Source organism: Rhizobium sp. TH135, from assembly GCF_002855515.1.
GTDB lineage: Bacteria > Pseudomonadota > Alphaproteobacteria > Rhizobiales > Rhizobiaceae > Allorhizobium.
Window position 1 is genome coordinate 461513 of the sequence record NZ_PKRP01000005.1, and the last position, 24350, is coordinate 485862.

At 61.6% G+C, this 24350-nt stretch carries 22 protein-coding genes; 10 read left to right on the plus strand and 12 right to left on the minus strand.

What is annotated here, in order from left to right; genetic code table 11:
• Positions 1-2: 2 nt before the first annotated feature.
• Positions 3-728, minus strand: a complete 726-nt coding sequence (locus tag C0V73_RS17360) for a response regulator transcription factor (RefSeq protein ID WP_210200169.1) — start codon at positions 726-728, stop codon at positions 3-5.
• Positions 729-1067: 339 nt separating this feature from the next.
• Here C0V73_RS17360 and C0V73_RS17365 point away from each other — a divergent pair, with 339 nt between their 5' ends.
• The 3 genes from C0V73_RS17365 (at position 1068) to C0V73_RS17375 (ending at position 3860) form a co-directional block, all read left to right on the plus strand.
• Positions 1068-2678: a phosphoenolpyruvate carboxykinase gene (locus tag C0V73_RS17365; RefSeq protein ID WP_102021226.1), complete on the plus strand. Its 1611-nt coding sequence runs from the start codon at positions 1068-1070 to the stop codon at positions 2676-2678.
• Between the two features lie 115 nt (positions 2679-2793).
• Complete coding sequence (gene arfB / locus C0V73_RS17370; RefSeq protein ID WP_102021295.1) at positions 2794-3228, plus strand: alternative ribosome rescue aminoacyl-tRNA hydrolase ArfB; 435 nt, start codon at positions 2794-2796, stop codon at positions 3226-3228.
• 2 nt (positions 3229-3230) lie between these two features.
• A complete protein-coding gene (locus C0V73_RS17375; protein WP_102021227.1) occupies positions 3231-3860 on the plus strand; it encodes an alpha-ketoglutarate-dependent dioxygenase AlkB in 630 nt (209 codons plus the stop codon).
• Positions 3861-3875: 15 nt separating this feature from the next.
• Here the strand turns inward: C0V73_RS17375 and coaA are convergent, their stop codons facing one another.
• The 6 genes from coaA to hisB all read right to left on the minus strand — a co-directional run bounded on the left by coaA (position 3876) and on the right by hisB (position 8080).
• Complete coding sequence (coaA, locus tag C0V73_RS17380) at positions 3876-4871, minus strand: type I pantothenate kinase (protein WP_102021228.1); 996 nt, start codon at positions 4869-4871, stop codon at positions 3876-3878.
• On the minus strand, positions 4868-5191 hold the full coding sequence (locus C0V73_RS17385) for a phosphoribosyl-ATP diphosphatase (protein ID WP_102021229.1): 324 nt from the start codon (positions 5189-5191) through the stop codon (positions 4868-4870). The genes coaA and C0V73_RS17385 overlap by 4 nt, the downstream gene beginning before the upstream one ends.
• Before the next feature lie 16 nt (positions 5192-5207).
• A complete protein-coding gene (gene hisF / locus C0V73_RS17390; RefSeq protein ID WP_102021230.1) occupies positions 5208-5984 on the minus strand; it encodes an imidazole glycerol phosphate synthase subunit HisF in 777 nt (258 codons plus the stop codon).
• Between the two features lie 10 nt (positions 5985-5994).
• A complete protein-coding gene (gene hisA, locus C0V73_RS17395; protein ID WP_102021231.1) occupies positions 5995-6729 on the minus strand; it encodes a 1-(5-phosphoribosyl)-5-[(5-phosphoribosylamino)methylideneamino]imidazole-4-carboxamide isomerase in 735 nt (244 codons plus the stop codon).
• A gap of 17 nt (positions 6730-6746) precedes the next feature.
• Entirely contained in the window at positions 6747-7397 is a 651-nt protein-coding gene (gene hisH / locus C0V73_RS17400) for an imidazole glycerol phosphate synthase subunit HisH (protein WP_102021232.1), read from the minus strand.
• An 86-nt stretch (positions 7398-7483) separates the two neighbouring features.
• Positions 7484-8080, minus strand: coding sequence for an imidazoleglycerol-phosphate dehydratase HisB (gene hisB, locus C0V73_RS17405; protein WP_076397083.1), 597 nt, complete (start codon positions 8078-8080; stop codon positions 7484-7486).
• 199 nt (positions 8081-8279) lie between these two features.
• Between hisB and hslV the strand changes: the two genes are divergently transcribed.
• The 6 genes from hslV (at position 8280) to C0V73_RS17435 (ending at position 17121) form a co-directional block, all read left to right on the plus strand.
• Positions 8280-8807, plus strand: a complete 528-nt coding sequence (gene hslV / locus C0V73_RS17410) for an ATP-dependent protease subunit HslV (protein WP_102021233.1) — start codon at positions 8280-8282, stop codon at positions 8805-8807.
• Between the two features lie 69 nt (positions 8808-8876).
• Positions 8877-10184 (plus strand): ATP-dependent protease ATPase subunit HslU, encoded by a 1308-nt coding sequence (gene hslU, locus C0V73_RS17415; RefSeq protein ID WP_102021234.1) that lies wholly within the window; start codon positions 8877-8879, stop codon positions 10182-10184.
• Between the two features lie 142 nt (positions 10185-10326).
• The gene (locus tag C0V73_RS17420; protein WP_102021235.1) at positions 10327-11298 is read left to right on the plus strand and encodes a DUF1402 family protein; all 972 of its coding nucleotides are present in this window, start codon (positions 10327-10329) and stop codon (positions 11296-11298) included.
• 39 nt (positions 11299-11337) lie between these two features.
• Entirely contained in the window at positions 11338-12741 is a 1404-nt protein-coding gene (locus tag C0V73_RS17425) for a cytochrome P450 (protein WP_102021236.1), read from the plus strand.
• A gap of 98 nt (positions 12742-12839) precedes the next feature.
• On the plus strand, positions 12840-14843 hold the full coding sequence (locus C0V73_RS17430; protein ID WP_102021296.1) for a hydantoinase/oxoprolinase family protein: 2004 nt from the start codon (positions 12840-12842) through the stop codon (positions 14841-14843).
• 106 nt (positions 14844-14949) lie between these two features.
• Complete coding sequence (locus tag C0V73_RS17435; protein ID WP_172450214.1) at positions 14950-17121, plus strand: malate synthase G; 2172 nt, start codon at positions 14950-14952, stop codon at positions 17119-17121.
• Between the two features lie 82 nt (positions 17122-17203).
• On the opposite strand, the gene C0V73_RS17440 is transcribed toward C0V73_RS17435, so the two are convergent.
• Positions 17204-17869, minus strand: coding sequence for a L,D-transpeptidase (locus tag C0V73_RS17440; RefSeq protein WP_102021237.1), 666 nt, complete (start codon positions 17867-17869; stop codon positions 17204-17206).
• Between the two features lie 177 nt (positions 17870-18046).
• Between C0V73_RS17440 and C0V73_RS17445 the strand changes: the two genes are divergently transcribed.
• Positions 18047-18529, plus strand: a complete 483-nt coding sequence (locus C0V73_RS17445; RefSeq protein WP_102021238.1) for an MmcB family DNA repair protein — start codon at positions 18047-18049, stop codon at positions 18527-18529.
• Here C0V73_RS17445 and C0V73_RS17450 read toward each other — a convergent pair whose 3' ends face one another.
• From C0V73_RS17450 to C0V73_RS17465, 4 genes are all read right to left on the minus strand, one after another.
• Positions 18530-19126, minus strand: coding sequence for an ActR/PrrA/RegA family redox response regulator transcription factor (locus C0V73_RS17450; protein ID WP_102021239.1), 597 nt, complete (start codon positions 19124-19126; stop codon positions 18530-18532).
• A gap of 72 nt (positions 19127-19198) precedes the next feature.
• The gene (locus C0V73_RS17455; protein ID WP_102021240.1) at positions 19199-20500 is read right to left on the minus strand and encodes an ActS/PrrB/RegB family redox-sensitive histidine kinase; all 1302 of its coding nucleotides are present in this window, start codon (positions 20498-20500) and stop codon (positions 19199-19201) included.
• A 25-nt stretch (positions 20501-20525) separates the two neighbouring features.
• Positions 20526-22997 carry an ATP-dependent helicase HrpB gene (gene hrpB / locus C0V73_RS17460; RefSeq protein WP_102021241.1) on the minus strand — a complete coding sequence of 824 codons (2472 nt, stop codon included), beginning with the start codon at positions 22995-22997 and terminating at the stop codon, positions 20526-20528.
• On the minus strand, positions 22994-23947 hold the full coding sequence (locus C0V73_RS17465) for an ornithine cyclodeaminase family protein (protein WP_102021242.1): 954 nt from the start codon (positions 23945-23947) through the stop codon (positions 22994-22996). The genes hrpB and C0V73_RS17465 overlap by 4 nt, the downstream gene beginning before the upstream one ends.
• Positions 23948-24350: the final 403 nt, after the last annotated feature.

Sequence of the window (24350 nt, forward strand, 5' to 3'; positions counted from 1 at the left end):
CCTTACGCTGCTTCGCGGAAGCGGTAGCCCACACCGTAAAGGGTTTCAATCATGTCGAAGTCGGTATCGACCATCTTGAACTTCTTGCGCAGTCGCTTGATGTGGCTGTCGATGGTCCGGTCGTCGACATAGACCTGCTCATCGTAAGCGGCATCCATCAGAGCATCGCGGCTCTTCACGACGCCGGGGCGCTGTGCCAGCGAGTGAAGGATCAGGAATTCGGTGACGGTCAGCGTGACCGGATCGCCCTTCCAGGTGCAGGTGTGGCGCTCCTGATCCATGACCAGCTGGCCACGCTCCAGTGTGCGCGCCTGTTGTTCTGGGCTCCCCTTGGCGGGGCCGCCACCGGCCGCCAGAGTCTCACGGCTCGCCGAGCGTCGCAGGATCGCCTTGACGCGCTCGACCAGCAGGCGCTGCGAAAACGGCTTGGTGATGAAGTCGTCGGCGCCCATCTTCAGGCCAAAGAGTTCGTCGATCTCCTCGTCCTTGGAGGTGAGGAAGATCACCGGAATGTCGGACTTCTGACGCAGGCGGCGCAGGAGCTCCATGCCGTCCATACGCGGCATCTTGATGTCGAAGATGGCCAGCTGCGGCGGACGGGCGAGAAGACCGTCGAGAGCCGAGGCGCCATCGGTGTAGGTTTCGACCTTGTAGCCTTCCGCTTCGAGTGCAATCGAAACCGAAGTCAGAATGTTGCGGTCGTCATCCACGAGGGCGATCGTCTGCATAGTGTACGTCTCCGTCATCGTTGCGCTGCTCCTGGTTCGTCCAGCCCAGCTCTGGTTCCATGGCAGTGCGATATGAGGATAAAGGTGGAACAAATTGTGGCAGAGGGGAAGGGGCGTGCCGAGCAGATTTCGGTCCAACGGCAAATTCGCTCCTCTTATCTCCGTCTTTCGACGTGGAATGGAAGCGGAACTAAACGATTTAAAAAGGCCATTTTCCAGTTTAAATCGATTAAATAATTGATATCATTATATTTTTTAGAGTACTACCTTGCTTTTCGAGCCGGTGCCGTTTAGTTTTCCCTCATTCAGTTCTGGCCCATGTGAGAGGAAGGCGCACCCATGGAGGAATTCGGCGTGAGGAACCCGGCTGCGGGTATCGCGGATATCGGCTTGGGGAAGGCCGCCAGCGTTCGCTACAACTTCCTGGAGGCCGCTCTTTACGAAGAGGCTATCCGTCGCGGCGAGGCCGAGCTTACACCCGATGGTGCGCTGCGCGCACTGACCGGCCAGCACACGGGCCGTTCCGCCAAGGACAAATTCGTCGTTCGCGATGCAAAGACCGACGACCAGATCTGGTGGGACAACAACAAGCCGATGTCGCCCGAGCATTTCGCCGTGCTGCATCAGGACATGCTGGCCCATGCCGAGGGCAGGGACCTCTTCGTGCAGGATCTAATCGGCGGCGCGGATGCAGACAATGCTCTGCTGACTCGTGTCGTGACCGAATTCGCTTGGCACTCGCTCTTCATCCGCAACTTGCTGATCCGTCCGGAGCGTGAAGCTTTGGAAGGCTTCCTGCCCAAGTTGACGATCATCGATCTGCCGAGCTTCCGCGCCGATCCTGCCCGTCATGGCTGCCGCACCGAGACGGTCATCGCTTGCGACCTGACCAACGGCATCGTCCTCATCGGCGGCACGTCCTATGCCGGTGAGATGAAGAAGTCGGTCTTCACCGTGCTCAACTATCTCCTGCCGTCCAAGGGCGTCATGCCGATGCATTGCTCGGCCAATGTCGGCCCTGATGGCGACGCCGCTGTCTTCTTCGGCCTGTCCGGCACAGGCAAGACCACGCTGTCGGCTGATCCGAAGCGTACCCTGATCGGTGATGACGAACATGGCTGGGGTGAAAACGGCATCTTCAACTTCGAAGGTGGCTGCTACGCCAAGACCATCCGTCTTTCGGCAGAAGCCGAGCCGGAGATCTTCGCCACGACCAAGCGCTTCGGCACCGTGCTTGAAAACGTCATTCTGGACGAAAACCGCGTTCCGGATTTCAATGACGGCTCGCTGACGGAAAACACGCGCTGCGCCTATCCGCTGCATTTCATTCCGAATGCATCGGAGACCGGTATCGCGCCGCATCCGAAGACGATCATCATGCTGACGGCCGATGCCTTCGGTGTTCTCCCGCCGATCGCCAAGCTGACGCCAGAACAGGCCATGTACCACTTCCTGTCCGGCTACACGGCAAAGGTAGCCGGAACCGAAAAGGGCGTCACCGAACCGGAAGCGACCTTCTCGACCTGCTTCGGCGCCCCCTTCATGCCGCGTCACCCGACGGAATACGGTAACCTGCTTCGCGATCTGATCGCACGTCACGAGGTCGATTGCTGGCTGGTGAACACCGGCTGGACCGGCGGCGCTTATGGCACGGGGAACCGCATGCCGATCAAGGCGACCCGTGCGCTTTTGACGGCGGCTCTCACTGGTGAGCTGAAAAAGGTCGAGATGCGCACCGATGCAAACTTCGGCTTCGCCGTTCCGGTCGCCGTCGGTGGCGTCGACACGAAGATCCTCGACCCACGCTCAACCTGGGCCGACGGCGTCGCCTACGACGCGCAGGCCAAGAAGCTGGTCGGCATGTTCATCGACAACTTCGCCAAGTTCGAAGCCCATGTCGATGGCAAGGTCCGCGACGCAGCCCCGGGCATTCGTCTCGCGGCCGAGTAATCTGCTGATTTGACGACCATGAAGAGGCCCGGCATGTTTGCCGGGCCTCTTCTGCTTCCGGCTTGCCTTTGAAGTCTTTGCGGCCGATATGGGAGCCGAGAAAGAGACCGATGACATGGCAAGCGAACCGCTAGAGATCAACAACCGCATTACGATCGCCGGCTGGGAGCTGACGGAACAATTCGTGCTGGCCGGCGGCCCGGGCGGCCAGAACGTCAACAAGGTCTCGACCGCCGTTCAGCTCTTTTTCAATCTGCTCGGATCGCCCGCGCTGAATGATCGCGTGAAGCAGAACGCCGCCAAGCTCGCCGGCAAACGCCTGTCCAAAGAAGGCGTGCTGATGATCGAGGCGAGCCGCTTCCGCAGCCAGGACCGTAATCGCGAAGACGCGCGCGACCGCCTGAAGGAGCTGCTGCTTGAAGCGGCCAAGCCACCACCGCCGCCCCGCAAGAAGACCAAGCCCACCAAGGGTTCGATCGAACGGCGCCTCAAGGCCAAGTCCGGACGTTCGGATGTGAAGAAGATGCGCGGCAAGCCGGCGGGAGATTGAGCATGGCTGAAACGAAAGCCGAGATCAGCCTCCAATCCGGTCTTCGTTATCTCCCGGGCCGCCTGTCACGGGCCGAGCAGGAAGAGCTGGTCGATATCATTCGCGGGGTTGTGGTCGAGGCGCCGCTCTATGTTCCTGTCATGCCCGGCTCAGGCCGCCCCATGTCGGTGCGCATGACGAATTGCGGCCCGCTTGGTTGGGTCACCGACAAGGAGAGGGGTTATCGTTACCAGCCGTCTCATCCGCTAACGGGCAAACCCTGGCCCGACATCCCGCAGGTTTTGCTTGACCTATGGCGCGAGCTCTCAGGCTATCCCAAAGATCCCGAAGCATGCCTCGTCAATTTCTATGCCGATGACGCCAAGATGGGCCTGCACCAGGATCGAGATGAAACCGACTTGTCGGCCCCGGTCCTCTCGATTTCGCTTGGAAACACCTGCCTGTTCCGCATCGGCGGTCTATCCCGCACTGACCGGACGAAATCCTTGAAGCTGGATAGCGGCGATCTTTTCATCCTCGGTGGCGAAGGTCGACTGTGCTTCCATGGCGTCGACCGCATCTATCCCGGAACCTCGACCCTTCTGAAATCCGGCGGCCGCATCAACCTGACGCTTCGTCGGGTCAACCCATAGCCGGCGATCGATCGCTTACAGTTTTCTGAGCGCCACTGTCTCGACGAGGTGGTTATCACCCTTACGCAGGATCAGATCAGCCCGCGGACGCGTCGGCAGGATGTTTTCCCTGAGGTTCTTCAGGTTGATGTTCGCCCAGAGCCCCTCGGCGATCTCCTTGGCTTCATCCTCGCTGATCGTCGCATAGCGATGGAAGTAGGAGTTCGGATCGCGGAAGGCGGTCTGCCGGAGCTTCATGAAGCGTTCGACATACCAGCGATGGATCGCGTTCTCGTCGGCGTCGATATAGATCGAGAAGTCGAAGAAGTCCGAGACCATCGGCACGATCTTGCCGTCGGCCGGCAGATTGCGCGACTGCAGAACGTTGATCCCCTCGAAGATCAGGATATCGGGCCGGTCGATCACCCGGTGCTCATTCGGCAGCACGTCATAGGTCAGATGCGAATAGCTGGGCGCCTTGACGTTCGGCAGTCCGGCCTTGATCGCCGACAGGAAGCGCAACAGCGCCCCGATGTCGTAGCTTTCCGGGAAACCCTTGCGGTTCAGGATACCGTTCTTCACCAGATGAGCGTTCGGATAGAGAAAGCCATCGGTGGTGACTAGATCGACCTTCGGGCTCGACGGCCAGCGGGCAAGCAATTCCTTGAGGATACGCGCTGTCGTCGACTTGCCCACCGCCACCGACCCGGCAATGCCGATGACGAAGGGTGTCTTGAACACATCCGACATGCTGAGGAAACGGTTGCGCTGTTCGAACAGCAGCTGCGAGGATTCAACATGCGACGACAAGAGGCGCGACAGCGAAAGATAGATCCGGCGGACCTCATCAAGGTCGATCGGGTCGTCGATCGAGCGCAGCCGCTTAACTTCATCAGCCGTCAGCGTCAGTGGCGTATCGGCGCGGAAATGCGCCCATTCCTCGCTGTCGAAGAAGAGATAGGGAGAATAGCCGTTCGCCTGGAAATGGTCGAGGACGTCTGGCGTTTCGGGGTCCCGCATAGCTATCGTCATGGATCCTGCCGACTGGCCTTCTCATTCAGGCCCGTCTGAGCGGTCCGACGCTCAAGTTCCTGCATCACTGCTTGTAAAGGGATGTCCGCAATTTTCAATACGACCATCAGGTGATAGAGCAGGTCGGCGCTCTCGTAGACAAGGTTTTCGCGATCGTCCTTGACCGCAGCCATCACCGCCTCAATCGCCTCTTCTCCTAGCTTCTTTGCAGCCTTGCCCTGACCGCCTGCCACGAGTTTGGCCGTCCAAGATTGGCTCGGATCCGCCTGAGCGCGGCTGGCGACGATGGCCTCCAGATCGGCGAGGGTGAACTTGCTCATGCCAAGCCTTTCCGCGTCAGTCGAGACGCATGGCGATGCCGGCTGCGGCCATATGGGCCTTTGCCTCTGCAATCGAATAGGTGCCGAAATGGAAGATCGAGGCAGCGAGAACCGCAGTCGCATGCCCATCGCGAATACCCGCGACCAGATCATCGAGATTGCCGACGCCGCCGGAGGCGATGACGGGCACGCGAACGCTGTCCGCGATCATGCGGGTGAGGCCGATGTCATAGCCGCTCTTGGTGCCGTCGCGGTCCATGGACGTGACCAGCAGTTCACCGGCGCCGCGCTCGACCATCTTGATTGCGAATTCGACCGCATCGATCCCGGTCGGCTGGCGACCACCATGGGTGAATATTTCCCAGCGATCTGTCTCGCCGGCTAAGGAAACCCTCTTCGCGTCGATCGACACGACGATACACTGGTTGCCGAACTTGTCGGCGGCTTCTGCCACAAAATCGGGGTTCTTCACCGCTGCCGAATTGATCGACACCTTGTCGGCGCCGCAGAGCAGCAGCTTGCGGATATCGGCGACGGCGCGAACACCACCGCCGACCGTCAGCGGCATGAAGCAATGATCGGCCGTCTGGGCAACCACGTCGAAGATCGTGTCGCGGTTGTCGGAGGATGCGGTGATGTCGAGAAAGCAGAGTTCGTCGGCGCCGGCAGCGTCATAGGCCTTGGCAGCCTCGACCGGGTCACCGGCATCGATGAGATCGACGAAGTTGACGCCCTTGACGACGCGGCCGTCCTTGACGTCGAGGCAGGGGATCACGCGGGCCTTGAGTGTCATGGTCTTGTCCTCAGCCTCTCGCAGCCTTGATCAGCGCGAGCGCCTCTGCAGGGTCAATACGCCCATCATAAAGCGCGCGACCGGAAATCGCACCTTCGAGCTTCCCAGCATCGGGTTCGAGCATGCGCTTGATGTCTTCGATCGAGGCGAGGCCGCCCGATGCGATCACGGGGATCGGAACGGCTTGGGCCAGTTCCAGCGTCGAAGCCCAGTTGATACCGGTCAGGATCCCGTCACGGTCGATATCGGTATAGATGATCGCCGCAACGCCGGCGCCTTCGAAACGCTGTGCAAGTTCGATCACGCCAAGTTCGGAGGCTTCAGCCCAGCCTTCGACAGCAACCTTGCCGCCCTTCGCGTCGATGCCGACGGCGACCTTACCGGGGAAGCGCTTGCAGGCTTCTATGACGAGCGCCGGATCACGCACGGCGACCGTACCGAGGATGACGCGTGACAACCCGCGCGACAGCCAGCTCTCGATATGGTCGAGCGTGCGGATGCCACCACCCAGCTGCACCGGGTTCTTCGTCGCCTTCAGGATCGCATCGACGGCCGCGCCATTGACGCTTTCACCGGCAAAGGCGCCGTTGAGATCGACGACATGCAGCCATTCGAAGCCCTGGTCTTCGAAGGCGCGCGCCTGTGCGGCCGGATCTGGATTGTAGACGGTCGCCTGCTCCATGTCGCCCAGCTTGAGGCGAACGCACTGGCCGTCCTTGAGGTCGATGGCGGGAAAAAGGATCATGGGAGTATCCGTGCCCTTCAGGGCGTCCAGGTCAGGAAATTGGCGATGAGCTTCAGGCCGAGTGCCTGGCTCTTCTCGGGATGGAATTGCGCACCCACCATGTTGTCGCGCCCGACTAAGGCGGTCATCGCGCCACCGTAATCGGTCGTCGCGATGACATCCTCGGGCTTGCGCGCAGCCAGGTGATAGGAATGCACGAAATAGGCGTGCAGCCCGTCCGGTCCCGTCGGAATGCCGTCGAACAACGAATGCGGCCGGTTGAGCGTCAGCGTATTCCAGCCGATCTGCGGGATCTTGAGGGACGGGTCCGACGGCGTCATCTCGACGACATCCCCTTCGATCCAGCCGAAGCCGTCGGTCACGGTCTTCTCGAGCCCGCGCGACGACATCAGCTGCATGCCGACGCAGATACCGAAGAAGGGACGGCCCTTCTTCTCGACGACGTCAGCGATGGCGTCATGCATACCGGGAACGGCATCAAGCCCCTTGCGGCAGTCGGCATAGGCACCAACACCCGGAAGTACGATCCGGTCGGCGGTGGCGACCCGCTCCGCCTTGTCGGTGAGCTCGATCTCGGCATCAAGGCCGGCCTCGCGGGCGGCCCGTTCAAAGGCCTTGGTGGCCGAGCGCAGATTGCCCGAGCCGTAGTCGATGATAGCTACACGCATGTTGTCCAGTCCTTTCTGCTCTACGGTTCGGCTTCAACGTCCGAACCGGAGCAAGGTGGCAGTTTCCCCCGTGGGGGAGATACCCCTTAAACCAGGGTGCCCTTGGTGGAGGGGATACGGTTTGCCTGTCGCGGATCGACTTCGGTTGCTGTCCGAAGCGCGCGCGCGACCGCCTTGAAGCAGGTCTCGGCGATATGGTGGTTGTTCGCGCCGTAATGGTTCAGCACATGCAGCGTGATCCCGGCGTTCTGGGCGAGAGCCTGGAAGAATTCGCGCACCAGCTCGGTGTCGAAGGTGCCGATCTTCGGGGCGCTGAAAGCGACGTTCCAGACCAGGAACGGACGACCGGAGACGTCGATGGCCGCCTTCGTCATCGTCTCGTCCATGGCGAGGTCGATCGACGCATAGCGCGTGATACCCTTGCGGTCGCCCAGCGCCTTGGAAATCGCCTGGCCGAGCGCAATGCCCGTGTCTTCGACGGTGTGGTGGTCGTCGATATGCAGGTCGCCCTTCACATCGATGTCCATGTCGATCAGCGAGTGGCGGCAGAGCTGGTCGAGCATATGGTCGAAGAAGCCCACGCCCGTCGAAATCTTGCCCGTGCCGGTGCCGTCGATGTGGACGGAAACCGAGACCGAGGTTTCGTTGGTCTTGCGGGAAACTTCGCCTTTACGCTCTGCCATTTGGCTGCTCCATGAGGATCTCGGCCCTCCCATAACAGCAGGGCGGTAAAATATCCAGAAGTTACATTGCGCTGCCGCAAGGCGGCGTCAGAGCTTTTGCCGCAGATTGCAATCGTCGAAAGCCCACTTACATAGGAACCGACAAACCGGGCCTGACAGCCCGCTCCACAAGGCCCGCAAGTCGGGTGACAGGTGACTGATGACAACGATTATTACCGTACGCAAGGACGGCAAGGTGGTGATGGCCGGTGACGGACAGGTGAGCCTTGGCCAGACCGTGATGAAGGGCAACGCCCGCAAGGTCCGCCGCATCGGCAAGGGCGGCGACGTGATCGCAGGCTTCGCCGGCGCGACTGCCGATGCCTTCACCCTGCTTGATCGTCTCGAAAAGAAACTCGAGCAATATCCCGGCCAGCTGATGCGCGCCGCCGTCGAGCTCGCCAAGGACTGGCGCACCGACAAGTATCTGCGCAATCTCGAAGCGATGATGCTGGTTGCCGACAAGTCGATTACACTGGCGATCACCGGCAATGGCGACGTGCTTGAGCCCGAGCACGGCACGATCGCGATCGGCTCTGGCGGCAACTATGCCTATGCCGCTGCACGCGCCCTCATGGATACCGATCGCTCGGCAGAGGATATTGCCAGGCGCGCTTTGACGATCGCCGGCGAGATTTGCGTATACACCAACAACAACATGGTGGTCGAAACCCTCGACGCCGACTAACGGCTGCCGAAAAAGTCCCACCGCAAGCGACGATGCGCGGTTCCGCGGCATCGTGAGGAGCAACTCGAAATGACCAATTTTTCTCCGCGCGAGATCGTCTCCGAGCTCGACCGCCACATCATCGGCCAGCATGACGCGAAGCGCGCCGTGGCAATCGCACTGCGAAACCGGTGGCGTCGCCAGCAGCTTTCCGAAGACCTCCGCGACGAGGTCATGCCGAAGAACATCCTGATGATCGGGCCGACCGGTGTCGGCAAGACGGAAATCTCCCGCCGCCTCGCCAAGCTCGCTGGCGCGCCCTTCATCAAGGTCGAGGCCACCAAGTTCACCGAAGTCGGCTATGTCGGCCGTGACGTTGAGCAGATCATCCGCGATCTGGTCGAGATCGGTATTGCGCTGATCCGCGACAAGAAGCGTCTGGAAGTGCAGGCCAAGGCCCACCAGCTGGCCGAAGAGCGCGTCCTCGATGCTCTGGTCGGCGCGACCGCGTCTCCTGCCACACGGGACAGCTTCCGCAAGAAGCTCCGCAACGGCGAGCTCGACGACAAGGAAATCGATATCGAGGTCGCCGACAGTGGGTCTGGCGCGCCCGGCTTCGAAGTTCCCGGCATGCCCGGTGCCAATATCGGCATCCTCAACCTGTCCGAAATGTTTGGCAAGGCCATGGGCAACCGCACCAAGAAGGTCCGGACCACAGTGAAGGCATCGTATGCCGACCTGATTCGTGACGAGTCGGACAAGTTGATCGACAACGAAGTCATCCAGCGGGAGGCGCTTCGTTCAGTCGAGAATGACGGCATCGTCTTCCTCGACGAAATCGACAAGATCGCCGCCCGCGAAGGCGCCATGGGCGCCGGCGTGTCGCGTGAAGGCGTACAGCGCGACTTGCTTCCGCTCGTCGAAGGCACGACCGTTGCGACCAAGTATGGGCCGGTGAAGACCGATCACATTCTCTTTATCGCGTCGGGAGCGTTCCACGTCTCCAAGCCCTCAGACCTTCTGCCGGAACTCCAGGGCCGGCTGCCGATCCGGGTCGAGCTAAAGCCGCTGACCAAGGAAGACTTCCGCCGAATCCTGACCGAGACCGAAGCGAGCCTGATCCGCCAGTACAAGGCGCTGATGGCGACCGAAGAGCTCAACCTCGATTTCACCGAGGATGCGATCGATGCGCTCGCCGATGTCGCGGTTCAGCTCAACGAAACCGTCGAGAACATCGGTGCCCGTCGCCTGCAGACGGTCATGGAGCGGGTCCTCGATGAGATCTCCTTCCACGCACCGGATCGTGGCGGCTCGGCTGTGATGATCGACTCGGCTTATGTTCAGCAGCATGTCGGCGATCTCGCCGCCAATACGGACTTGAGCCGCTACATCCTGTGATCTTTGTGCATCTATGGGTCGCTTTCACCCCGGGCGTGCCGGGAAAGTGAAAGCGCCCCATATCGACAATACAGGCAGGCCTTATGTAAGGAGTGCCGCTGTCGGGTCGGCCACCATGCGTCGCCAATCCGTTCAAGGACACATGTCCGAGGGGCCGCGCATCGTGCTGAACATCACCAGGATCATCATCGTCGCATTGGGGCTGTCCGGGCTCGCGCCCGCAGTAACCTTCGCTGCCGACAAGGTGCCGCCAGGCAATCGCAATGCAGAGCAGCCGGCCATCCCGGGCGCCTCGGTTCGCCGCACCAAGGCGGGCAAGACCAGCTTCGACCTGAAATACGAGAAGGTCCGCGATCTCCTGCGCACGGATTCGGCGCTCGTTGGCAAGATCAAGAAGACTGCGTCTGCCTATGGAATTGCGCCGATTCATATGGTCGGGGCGATCGTTGGTGAGCACACCTATAATGTCGACGCCTATGACAGCCTGCAGAGCTATTATGTGAAGGCGGCTTCCTACGCCGGCAATAGCTTCCGCTTCGGCTACAAGGACGAGAGCATCTCCGACTTTGTCAGCCGGCCGGAATTTGCCGAATGCAACGGCTATTCGGATTCCTATCGTCTCTGGACCTGCCGGGAAAATGTCTGGGAGGATAGCTTCCGCGGGAAGTCCGTGGGCGGTTCATCCTATCCCAACAACCGCTTCAGCGCCGTCTTCTTCCAGCCCTTCTATGCGGGTCAGACATTCGGTCTGGGTCAGATCAATCCTCTGACAGCATTGATGCTGTCGGATCTGGTGCATGAAAAGTCCGGCTACCAGAAGCTCGACGAGAACGATGCGGCAGACGTGTACAAGGCGATCATGGATCCGGATATCTCGCTCGCCTTCATGGCCGCTGTCATCCGCAAATCCATCGACGACTACCGTGAGATCGCCGATGTCGACATCTCTGCAAACCCAGGCCTGACCGCGACGCTCTTCAACATCGGTGGTTCGCAACAGCGTGCCCAGGCGCTCGCATCCAAGCGCGCCAGCGGTGCGGCCAATTGGCCGGAAGAGAACTATTATGGCTGGCTGATCAATGATCGGCTGGAAGAGTTGCAGGCTCTGCTCTAACTCTTTGAGGGGGCCCTTAAGCCCTCGAAGGAGCATGACATGGACGCCAGTCTGCGGAAATCGACCTTTGAGCCGCCGGCACCCGTGCCGCGGACCATCCCACCCAGCCGGCTGGAAATCATCCGAACGGTCCTGCGCAACCCGCTCGAACTCTGGGGACAGCCGTCCTACACATGGCCTTGGATCGTTACCCGCTTCTTCGGCCAGACCACCATAATCGCCAATGATCCCGGCCTGATCCGGCATGTACTCGTCGACAATGCCTCGAATTACGAGATGTCCGAGGTCCGCCAGCTCGTGCTGCGTCCCATTCTGCGCGACGGTCTGCTGACTGCGGAAGGTCCCGTCTGGAAGCGCTCCCGCAAGGCCATGGCGCCCGTGTTCACCCCGCGCCACGCGCGTGGCTTTGCCCGCCAGATGCGCGAACAGAGCGAGCTGTTTCTCGATCGCTATGAATCGCAAGGCAAGGGCGTCGTCCGCGATATCGCCGTCGACATGACCGAACTCACCTATGCGATCCTCTCCGAAACGCTCTTCTCTGGCGGGATCATCTCTGAACAGGGCGATTTTGCGAGGGACGTCGACGATCTCCTGCACAGCATGGGACGGATCGATCCTCTGGACTTGTTGAAGGCACCCAAATGGATCCCGCGCCCTACGCGCATTCGGGGCCTTGGTGTTCTTCGCAAGTTCCGCGAGCTGGTGCGCCGGACGATGGATCATCGCCGTGCAATCATCAACACCGAGCGTGAAAAGGCACCGGATGACTTCCTCACGCTCCTGCTTCAACTCGAGGGGCCCGACGGGCTGACCTCGGAGGAAATCGAAGACAATATCCTCACCTTCATCGGTGCGGGCCACGAGACCACGGCGCGTGCGCTCGCCTGGACGCTCTATTGCGTCGCCCATTGTCCTGATGTGCGGGACGCGATGGAGCGCGAGATCGACGCCGTCATCGCCACCGATGCCGATCCTGTCGAATGGCTCGACAAGATGCCGCATGTGCGCGCCTCCTTCGAGGAAGCCATGCGACTTTATCCGCCGGCGCCTTCGATCAACCGAGATGCGATTGCGGATGATCGCTACACGGCGCCTAACGGTGAAGTCGTCGAGATCGCCAAGGGTACGACGGTCCTCGTCATGCCCTGGACCTTGCATCGCCACGAGCTTTATTGGGACAAGCCGAGAGTGTTCGATCCCTCCCGCTTCCTGCCGGGCGAGCGGGAAAAGATCGGCCGCTTTCAATATCTGCCATTTGGGGCAGGGCCGCGCGTCTGTATCGGTGCGACCTTCGCCCTGCAGGAGGCAGTGATCGCGCTCGCGGTCCTCATGCAGCCCTACCGGTTTGAGACTACACCGCAGACGAAACCCTGGCCTGTGCAGAAGCTCACCACCCAGCCGGCCGGCGGGCTGCCGATGCGGATCACACCGCGCAAGCCGTAATGCGGCGTCATACTGCCGCTCCTTCGCTGGAAATCGGGCAGATGCCTGTGCCATAAGGAATGCGTCGCCATCCGGGCGGGCACTATGGGGAAGACTGCGTGACATCCGATTACATGCTGGGCATCGACACCGGCGGCACTTACACCGACGCCGTGATCTACAGCGAAGAGCATGGGATCGTCGCCAAGGCGAAGTCGCTGACCACCCGCCATGATCTGTCGATCGGCATCTCCGGCGCGCTCGAAAGTGTTCTGGCCGAATCAGCAATCGATCCCTCGGCCATCAGACTTGTCTCGCTGTCGACGACGCTCGCGACAAACGCGCTGGTGGAAGGGCAGGGCGGCCGTGCCGGCCTGATCATGATCGGTTTTGGCCCCGAGGATCTGAGACGCGATGGCCTCGCCGATGCGCTCGGCAACGATCCGGTCCTCTTCATCGCGGGCGGCCATGACGTCCATGGCAATGAAACCCCGTTCGATTCGGACACCCTGGAGGCCGCCCTTCCCGAACTCTCGGCCAATGTTTCGTCCTTTGCGATCGCCGGCTATTTCGCCGTTCGTAACCCGGCGCACGAACAACGGGCACGCGACATCATCCGCCGCCATTCCGGCCTGCCCGTCACCTGCAGTCACGAACTCTCTTCCAAGCTCGGAGGCCCGCGCCGCGCGCTGACCACGCTTCTCAACGCCCGTCTCGTGGCCATGATCGACCGGCTGATTGGTTCGGCCGAGCGTTATCTCCTGGAGCGTGGCATCCAGGCGCCGTTGATGGTCGTGCGTGGAGATGGCGCATTGATTTCCGCTGCCGAAGCACGCCTGCGCCCGATCGAAACCATCCTCTCCGGTCCTGCAGCAAGCCTCGTGGGTGCTCGCCACCTGACCGGACTTGATGATGCCGTGGTCTCCGACATCGGCGGCACGACGACCGACGTCGCGGTTATGGAAAACGGCCAACCACGGCTCGACCAAGACGGCGCTGTCGTCGGGGGCTACCGCACCATGGTGGAAGCCGTGGCCATGCGCACCTTCGGCCTCGGTGGCGACTCGGAAGTCCGTTTCGATGATCGCGGCCTTGCGGCGAAGATCGAGCTTGGCCCCCGCCGCCTCGTTCCCTTGAGCCTCGCGGCAGCCCTGCATGGGGCTGCTATCAACGAGGTGCTTGAGCGCCAGCTGCGTGCGCCGCATCTCGGACGCCACGACGGGCGCTTTGCCGTGCGCACCGGCGTGCCGGATCATCTGGCAGCCGGCCTCCAGCCGCAGGAGGCCGCGCTTTTCCAGAAGATCGGCGCCGTGCCCTTGCCGCTAGATCAGCTGATCAGCTTCACCCAGCAGAAGGCGACGCTCGACCGTCTCGTCGCGCGGGGTCTAGTCCACATCTGTGGGCTTACCCCATCGGATGCGATGCATGTTCTGGAACGGCAGGGCCAGTGGGACCGCAAGGCCGCCGAACTCGGCATGCTGCTGGCGATCCGCCAGAAAGACGGTTCCGGCCAGCCGATTGCTTCATCCGCTGAAGTGCTGGCCCAACTCATTGTCGATCGCCTCACCCGCCAGTCGGCGGAGGTCATTCTCTCCGCGGCACTCGCGGAGGATGGCCTCGCAGACGTCGATCCGGCTCGGTCCGTGCTGATCGATCGTGCGCTTCGCCGCGAGACGGGCATTGCCCGGTTCAGCCTCTCGCTCGATCGGCCGTTGATCGGCCTCGGTGCCTCGGCAGGCGTCTACTATCCCGCCATCGCTGCGATGTTGGCATCCGATTTCGCGGTGCCGGCAGATGCTGACGTCGCAAATGCCGTCGGCGCGGTGGTCGGACAGGTGCGCAGCAGCGTCACCATTACCGTCAGCTCGCCGGAAGAGGGGCTCTTCATTCTTACCGGAGGCGGCGACAGCAAACGTATGACGAATGAGACGAACGCACTTGATGCCGCGCGCCATCGGGCGAGCGAACTTGCGCGGGCCCGAGCCGAGGCGAGTGGCGCCTTCGATGTGGTTCTGCTGCTGAAGGAAGAACTCGATGCACCTGAAGTCGAGGGTCGACGCAAGCTCGTTGAAGCGCGGATCACCGCGACGGCCACGGGTCGGCCGAGAACGACAAGAAGCTAACTTTCCATTTTGGAAAGAATATTTCTAACTTATGACAGATTGACTGCTAATGCGGTTCGGCGCGATGCTGCCATCCGAAAACGAATTCAGTGCGAGGAGTGACGTCATGCCATCAGTTGAAGCCCACGGAGTTTCGATCGACCAGCGTCTGTATGATTTCATCGTGGCCCGGGCGATACCGGGAACGGAAGTCGACGCAGATACCTTCTTTGCCGGCTTCTCGAAGATCGTGCACGCTCTCGCACCGAAGAACCGCGCCCTTCTGGCCAAGCGCGATAGCCTGCAGGCCGAGATCGACGCATGGTATCGGCAGAACGGTGCCCCGTCTGACCTGGCAGCCTACGAAGCATTTCTGCGCGAGATTGGGTATCTTCTGCCTGAGGGACCCGACTTCAAGATCGAAACGGCCAATGTTGATCCGGAGATCTCGACGCTCGCAGGCCCCCAGCTTGTCGTTCCTGTCATGAACGCCCGCTACGCGCTTAACGCCGCCAATGCCCGCTGGGGCTCGCTGTATGACGCGCTTTACGGAACGGATGCGATTTCCGAGGCCGACGGTGCCGAGAAGGGCAAGGGCTACAATGCCGTCCGCGGCGCCAAGGTCATCGCATGGGTACGTGCCTTCCTCGATCGTTCCGCCCCGCTGGCAGCAGGCGCCTGGGACAAGGTGGCCAGCCTCGCGGTCGAAAACGGCGCACTCTCCGTCCGCCTTGAGGATGGCGGCATGACGGGCCTGGCAGATCCGGCTCAATTTGCTGGCTTCGTGGGCGAGGTGTCTGCCCCCTCAAGCATCTTCCTGCGCAAGAACGGTCTGCATGTCGAAATCCTCGTCGACAAGACGGGTGTCATCGGCAAGGCCGATCCGGCAGGCATCAACGACTGCCGGATGGAATCGGCGCTCACCACCATCATGGACTGCGAAGACTCTGTCGCCGCTGTCGATGCCGAGGATAAGGTCGTCGTCTATTCGAACTGGCTCGGCCTGATGAAGGGGGACCTCACCGAGGAGGTGTCGAAGGGCGGCAAGACTTTCACCCGCGCGCTGAGCGACGACGTCACGCTCACAGGTGGGGACGGAGGTGCTGTCACCTTGCCTGGTCGCTCCCTCATGCTGATCCGCAATGTCGGACACCTCATGACCAATCCGGCAATCACCGACCGTGAGGGAAACGAGGTGCCGGAAGGCATCATGGACGCAGCGATCACCGCCCTGATCGCGCTGCATGACATCGGTCCGAACGGACGCCGCAAGAATTCCCGCGCCGGCTCCATGTATGTCGTGAAGCCCAAGATGCACGGACCGGAAGAGGTCGCCTTCGCCTGCGAGATCTTCTCGGCGGTCGAAGAGCTTGTCGGCATGGCACCCAACACCATCAAGATGGGCATCATGGACGAGGAGCGCCGCACCACCGTCAACCTCAAGGAATGCATCCGCGCCGCCCGCGAGCGCGTTGTCTTCATCAATACCGGCTTCCTCGATCGCACCGGCGACGAGATCCATACCTCGATGGAAGCGGGTCCGATGATTCGCAAGGGCGATATGAAGCAGGCGGCCTGGATTTCGGCCTATGAAAACTGGAACGTCGACATCGGTCTCGAATGCGGCCTGTCGGGCCACGCCCAGATCGGTAAGGGCATGTGGGCCATGCCCGATTTGATGGCGGCCATGCTGGAGCAGAAGATCGCGCATCCAAAAGCCGGTGCAAACACCGCCTGGGTTCCGTCGCCGACGGCGGCAACGCTGCATGCCACGCATTATCACAGCGTCAACGTGGCCGACGTGCAGAAGGGTTTGAAGTCCCGGCCGCGCGCAAAACTGGCCGATATCCTCTCCGTTCCGGTCGCACCGCGCCCGAACTGGACACCCGAGGAGATCCAGCGCGAACTCGACAACAATGCCCAGGGCATTCTCGGCTATGTCGTCCGTTGGATCGACCAGGGCGTCGGCTGCTCCAAGGTCCCGGACATCAACAATGTCGGCCTGATGGAAGACCGTGCCACCTTGCGCATCTCGGCCCAGCATATGGCCAACTGGCTGCATCATGGTGTGGTGACTGAGGAGCAGGTGATTGAGACCTTGAAGCGCATGGCGATCGTCGTCGATGGACAGAACGCTGCCGATCCGGCCTATGTCGCCATGGCTGATGACTATGACGGCTCCGTCGCCTTCCAGGCAGCCCTTGATCTCGTCCTGAAGGGCCGGGAGCAGCCCAATGGCTATACCGAGCCTGTCCTTCATCGCCGCCGCATTGAACTCAAGGCGAAAGCCGCCGCTTGATCCTCCGGGATGAGAGTCATCAAACAAAAAGACCCGCTGGAGCGATCCAGCGGGTCTTTCGTTTAGACTACGTGTCGGCAGATTACTGCTGAACAACGACCTTGGAGTTGCGACCGGGCTTTACGCGATTGTACAGGTCGATCACGTCCTGGTTCATCATGCGGATGCAGCCCGAAGACGCGGCCGTCCCGATCGAGGCCCATTCCGGCGTGCCGTGAAGGCGGAACAGCGTGTCCTGACCCTTCTCGTTGAAGAGATACATGGCGCGGGCGCCCAGCGGGTTGCGAAGACCGGGATCCATGCCCTTCTCGACATACTTCGCGACCTCAGGCTTGCGCTCTGCCATTTCCTTCGGCGGGTGCCAGGTCGGCCATGCCTGCTTCCAAGCGATATAGGCTTCACCCTGCCACGCAAAGCCCTGCTTGCCGACGCCGATGCCGTAACGAACAGCCTTGCCGCGCGGCATCACGTAATAGAGGAAGCGCTCGCGGGTATTCACGACGACAGTGCCGGGCTTCTCCGTGGTCGCATAATCGACAATTTGTCGATGAAACTTCTTATCGACCTTCTGGATCGGAATCGCGGGCAGCGCATAGCCTGCGTCCGTGACCGAGCCGTAGGAGTCGCTGAAGATCTGAACCTTCGTGGTTTCGGCGACTTCGGCTTTTTCACCGGTCGTCGTCGTGCAGCCCGCGAGGCCTAGCGACATGACCAGGCCGAGCGACGTCATTATATTGCGGAAGCGCATAAGGAAGCTCATGGGTGATGGCTGGGAGATGGTTCGTCGACCATCTTTGATTATGGTTTATTTTGAATTAATCTCGGCGACGCAAGTGCCGTACTTCCGCCGAATGTCTTCGGCGCTGCAAAATGACTCCGCATTGCTTTTTTGCAACAGACTTGAGCGTGCGGAGCGGAGTTGTCCATGACCTTAGTCTCTGTCGCAGTAAACAATCCCTTAATCGACGGGCGTCAGTCCGATCGTGCGATGATGATTCGCCGCGGCGTCCAGATCCTCCTGGCGGAGATGCGTTTCGCCATGTTGCCGGAAATGACGTTGTCAAACGGTCGCCGCGCCGACCTTATCGGCCTGTCGGAAAAGGGCGAGATCTGGATTATCGAGATCAAGTCGTCGATCGAGGATTTTCGCGTCGACAGGAAGTGGCCGGACTATCGACGCTATTGCGACCGTCTGTTCTTCGCGACCCATGCGGGCGTGCCCTTGGAGATATTCCCCGAGGACTGCGGACTGTTCCTGTCGGACGGATATTCGGGCCACATGCTCCGGGAGGCGCCGGAACACCGACTTCCTCCCGCGACCCGCAAGTCCGTAACCCTCGACTTCTCGAGGGCTGCCGCACAGCGGCTTCTTGCCGCCGAATGGGCAGCTCAACTCAAATCGGTCTGATTACTTCGGCGCGCGTTTGGCCAGAATGCGCTGCAGGGTCCGGCGATGCATGTTCAGCCGCCGCGCCGTCTCGGAAACGTTCCGCTCGCAGCTTTCGTAGACGCGCTGGATGTGTTCCCAACGGATCCGGTCGGCCGACATCGGGTTTTCGGGGATCTCCGCCTTCTCGCCGGGCCTCTGGGTCAGCGCCAGATAGACATCATCCGCATCCGCGGGCTTGGCCAGATAGTCGAGCGCGCCGAGCTTCACGGCGGTAACTGCCGTCGCGATATTGCCATAGCCGGTGAGCACGATGATGCGGGTATCCGACCGCCGCTCCCGGATCGCTTCGATCACGTCGAGCCCCGTGCCGTCGCCAAGACGCAGATCGACCACGGCATAGCTTGGAGCTGCCTCCTTGGCCTTGGCGATACCTTCGGCAACGGAGCTGGCAAGCTCGACCACAAAGCCGCGGCTTTCCATAGCGCGAGCCAGGCGGCGCAGAAACGGCGCATCGTCATCGACGATCAGCAGTGACGGATCAGGGCCGAGATCATGACTGCCGGCTACTGACGTGCCTGCGGCGGATTTTGCGACCTGTGCTACTGCGTCTGCCATCTTCTTGTTCCTGCGGCTGTTTGAAAAAACTGCGCTGTCGACCTTATGCGGGCCAAGGCCGCACAGGTAAAGTCATAACGACGTGTCCAATTCCATGTACTCGCGCGGCCAGTTGACCACGACCCGCGCCCCGGACCCTTCGGGACTGCGATTTTCGAACCGAAGCGCGGCTCCGGACCGTTCGAGCAGGGTCTTGGCTATGAAAAGCCCCAGACCCAGGCCGCCGGCGCGTGTATCGCTCTGCCTGCTCGTAACATAGGGCTCACCAATTCTTTGCAAGACCCCGGCCGAGAAACCGGCGCCGTCGTCCTCTATTGTCACCGTCACATCGGCCGCCGTATGCTCGACGCTGACCGTCACCTTCGACCGGGCATAATCCACCGCGTTTTCCAGAAGGTTGCCGAGACCATAGAGAATGGCCGGGTTGCGGGTACCGACCGGTTCGAGCGCGCGCTCCGAAAGCTCGATCAGCTCCACCTTCACCCCGAATTCCCGATGCGGTGCGATGACCTCCTCGATCATCGACGAGAGAGGCAGCTCGCGCATATGCGCTTCGCCCTCCGTTGCCAGCGACGTCAGGCGGCGCAGGATATCCCGGCACCGCTCGCTCTGACTGCGCAACAACTGCACGTCTTCCCGGTAGCGCTCGTCATGGCCGAGATCGCGTTCCATTTCCTTGGCGACGACGCTGATCGTTGCAAGCGGAGTGCCGAGCTCATGGGCCGCGGCGGCGGCAAGCCCATCCAGCTGATGCAAATGTTTCTCCCGCTGCAGGATCAGTTCCGTTGCCGTCAGCGCGTCCGCGAGCAGGCTCGCCTCCTGCGATACGCGATAGGCGTAGAAGGCGGCAAAGGCGGTCATCGAGACGATAGAGCTCCACATGCCCAGCTGCAGGAGCGGATGGACTTCGAGTATCCGCCCTTCGAACCAGGGCAGGGGATAGGGTGTGAAGGCGAGAAGCGTAATGAAGGCAAGCGCTGTGATGAAGAGCGCGATCGAATGACGGCTCGGCTGCGACGCGAAGGAAATGATGACGGGGATGCAGATCAGGGGGGCGAAGGGATTGTTGAGGCCACCCGTTATGAAGAGCAGCGCACCCATCTGAAAGAGATCGAGGGCCAGCACCGCGAAAGCCGCGGCCGGCTCCAGCCGGTAGGTGGACGGAAAGGCGACCGATAGCAGCGAGTTTGCTGCTGCGAGGGCGGCGATCAGCCCGAGGCAGGTCATCAACGGCAGGGTAAAGTCGAACCACAGCGCCACGATGAGGATCGTCAGCAACTGGCCCGCGACCGCCACCCAGCGCAGCTTCACCAGTGTCTCCAAGCGAAGGCGTCGGCTGCTCGGGCCGAATTTCGCTGCCAGGTCCATGCTCATCCGTATCCCCTGTCTCGCCGCGCCCTCAGGTCCCGCGGGGTTTCGCTCGTGTCGTTGGCTGCGCCGCAGCGGGGTCTTCAGGCCAGGGATGCTTCGGGTAGCGGCCACGCATGTCGGCGCGCACATCCTTCCAGGAACCAGCCCAGAAGCCCGGGAGATCCCGTGTGGTCTGAATGGGGCGATGGGCCGGCGAGGTCAACTCCAACAGCAGTGGCAATTTGCCGCCGCCGATCGCCGGGTGTGTCTTCAACCCGAAGAGTTCCTGCACTCTGATCTGAAGAACCGGCTCTTCACCGTCATATCGGATCGGATGCGACTGACCCGTCGGGGCGGTAAAATGCGTCGGAACGAGCCTGTCCAGCTCCCGCTGCGATCCCCCCGGTACAAGTGACATCAGTCCGTCATGCAGGCTGCCCGCACTGACATCCTGAAAGCGCGTCACCCCGGATTGGAAGGGGATGAACCAGTCGTCCAGACGCTCCAAAAGACCCTCGTCGCTGGTGTCCGGCCAGGGATCGCCAAGGCTTCGATACAGAAAGCCGAGCCGTTGCCGAAGCTGCTCGGCGGCTTTTGAAAAGGGAAGGGCGTCGAGCCCGAGCGCCCTGACACCGTCTGCCAGCGCCTTGGCGGCTTCCTCTCCCTTGGGTTTGGCCAAAGGCTGCTCTTCGAAGACGATGGCCCCGAGCCGTGTCACGCGGCGCGCGCGCACCTGCCGGCTCGACAGATCAAACCCGCTTTCGTCGGCAGTGCGGATGGCATTCGGATTGAGCGCTTCGATATCGCTCCGAGTGATCTCAGCGGCCGCAAGCACCCGGGCTTGCGCCGCCTTGCCGGTGAGATCGGCTACGACGAGAAGCTCGGCACCCGCAAGCCGCTCCGTGGTGGCGATCTCCGCGCCGCGACCATTCGCCATGACGAAGCGCCCGCGTCCGCCGCGCTGCCGCGCAATCCGGTCTGGAAAGGCATGGATGAGCAGCGCCCCGGCCGAAGCCGGCAGCCCTGCGCCCTCGGTCTTTAGATCTGACAAACCGGAAGACAGCCGCTGTGCGAGGCTGCGGGCATTGCGCGCCCGCTCTCCCTTGTCGCGCCGGAACTGCCGCATTCTTTCATCTAGGTCGAGATCCATGCCGCCAAGACCCTGCTCGGTCAGAAGCACGGCCAGTTCTGCCGCAGCCCCGGCCTCGCCGTGGTCGGCAGCATCGAGCACCATGGCAGCCAGGCGCGGCGGCAGGCCGAAATCGCGCATCCGCCGGCCCTTGGCCGTCAGCTGCAGGGCCTCGTCCAGCGCACCAAGCCCGATCAACAGCTGCCGTGCCTCCTTGAGTGCCGCCTCGGGCGGCATGTCCAGCAACAGCAGCTGACGCGGATCGGCGACCCCCCAATGCGCCATGTCGAGCGCCAGGCTTGAGAGATCGCTCGACAGGATCTCCGGCGGTGTAAAGGCCGGCAGCGCTGCCGTCTGTCCGCTATGCCAGAGGCGCATTGCAATTCCCGGTTCCGTTCGCCCGGCACGGCCGGCCCGCTGATCCGCCGAGGCCTTTGATACGCGCACCGTTTCCAGCCGGGTGATACCCGTCGACGGCTCGTAGACCGGAAGGCGCTGCAAGCCGCTGTCGATCACCACGCGCACACCGTCAATAGTGATCGAAGTCTCGGCGATCGACGTCGCCAGAACCACCTTGCGCATGCCCCCTTTTGCGGGACGGATCGCCGCGTCCTGTTCTGCCTGGCCGAGCATGCCATAAAGAGGTGTGAGCACGACATCCGCGCCAACCCGGCCTTCGAGCCGTTCCGCCACGCGTCGGATCTCGGCCTGTCCCGGCAGGAAGGCGAGGATCGATCCCCGCTCCTCAGAGAGTGTCTTAAGCACGGTGGAAGCCACGGCATCTTCGATCCGCTCGTCGCCCGGCCTGTCCCGGTGCCGCACCTCCACCGGAAAACTCCGACCCTGGCTGATGATCACTGGCGGGCCCGAGAGGAGAGATGCAATGCGCTCGACATCGAGCGTCGCCGACATCACCAGGATCCTCAAGTCCGGCCTCAGCGCCGATTGCGCATCGAGCGCCAGGGCAAGCCCGAGATCCGCATCCAGCGACCTTTCATGAAACTCGTCGAACAAGACGGCGGCCACCCCTTGCAGCTCTGGATCATCGAGGATCATCCGCACGAAGACACCTTCCGTCACCACTTCGATGCGGGTGCGCGCGCTGATCCGGTTGTCGAGCCGCATGCGATAGCCGACCGTCCCGCCGACAGTTTCTCCTAGAAGTGCTGCCATGCGGGATGCGGCAGCACGCGCTGCAAGTCGTCGCGGTTCGAGCAGGATGATCCGATTATCCTCTCGCCAGGGCTGGTCGAGAAGGTGAAGTGGAACCAGTGTCGTCTTGCCGGCGCCCGGGGGAGCGGAGAGGACTGCGCGATTTCCGGTCTCGAGCGCTGCAGCCAGAGCTGCAAGCTTCTCGATGATGGGAAGAAGAGGAAGGGCAGGGCGTGTCACGGAGCAGTGCCAGCTTTCTGAGCCGTCTCATAGGCGAGGATCGCGCCGGCGAGATCTTCGAGCGCGGCGCCTACGGATTTGAAGAGCGTGATCTCGTCTGCGCTTTGCCGGCCAGCTGATCCCCGCACCAACTCGGCGAGTTCCGCTTGGACATGCTCCTTGCCGATCACGCCGGATGCGATCGGCTGCAGGATATCGCCGGCTTCCGCAAACGCACCGGCGCGCGTGTCGACAAAAACACGGGCGCGTCGCACGGCCTCGTCATCGCTTTCGCGCATCTCCTTGGCAAAGGCGCCGATCAGGTCCAGGTGACTGCCGGGCTTCAACCAGTCGCCCCGTATCAGCGGAACACGCGATAGGGTGGCGCAAGAGATGATGTCCGCCTGACGCGCCGCGGTCTCCAGATCGCTGGCGACCTCAACCGAATAACCGAGAGAGCACGCCTCGGCTGCTGCCTGTGAGGCTTTGTGTTGGTCGCGCCCCCAGATCAGGACCTGCTGGATGGGACGCACGCGGCTGTGCGCCTCGATGAGATTGACGGAGAGACGCCCGGTGCCGACCACCAGCAAGGTCGCCGCATCTTCGCGGGCCAGATGGCGCGCGGCGAGTGCGGAGGCTGCAGCCGTACGCCGCGCCGTCAGTTCACCGCCATCGAGCACAGCAAGCAATTCTCCGGTACGCCCGCTCGAAAGGAGATAGCTGCCATGGATCGCAGGCAGGGAGCGCAGATGGTTGTCCGGAAAGACGGAGACGAGCTTGACGCCAATATACTGTCCAGGCTGCCACGCCGGCATCAATAGCAGCGTCGCATCCGCCTCTCCGGGAACACCAACCGTGTGGTGATGCCGCACGGGCATGACGCAGTCACCCTTGAACATGGCGTTAAGGGCCGCGATCAGTGCATCCCAGTCGAGATGGTGTCGGGTCTGGATCGGATCGAGAATGAGCATGTGAAGGGGCACTCCTTATAGGGACTGGGAGACTATCAAGGAGCGCTACGCTTGCAAACGGAACCCGCTGGGGTATGGCGCCCGAAAAGATCCCGGCTTTGCAGGCCAGGGACCCACTTTCTTGGTAGCATTTGCCACCATCAATTAGCCCAAGAACAAAAAAATATTTATGAATCAATGGTATGTGCATTTTTTTCAGTTTTGTGAATGCCAGCTGTTGACGGTTTGCGGGAGTGGCCGTATAAGCCGCTTCACCGAACGAGAGGGCGGCGCCGCAGGGCCCGCCGGACTGGTTCAGACAAGATCTCGAAATTGGCTGGATTGCTGATTTATTGCCCGACTTTAGGGTTGGGTGGCAGGGATTTTTGACGGGTTTTGATCCGTCTGTTTTTTGACAATTGAA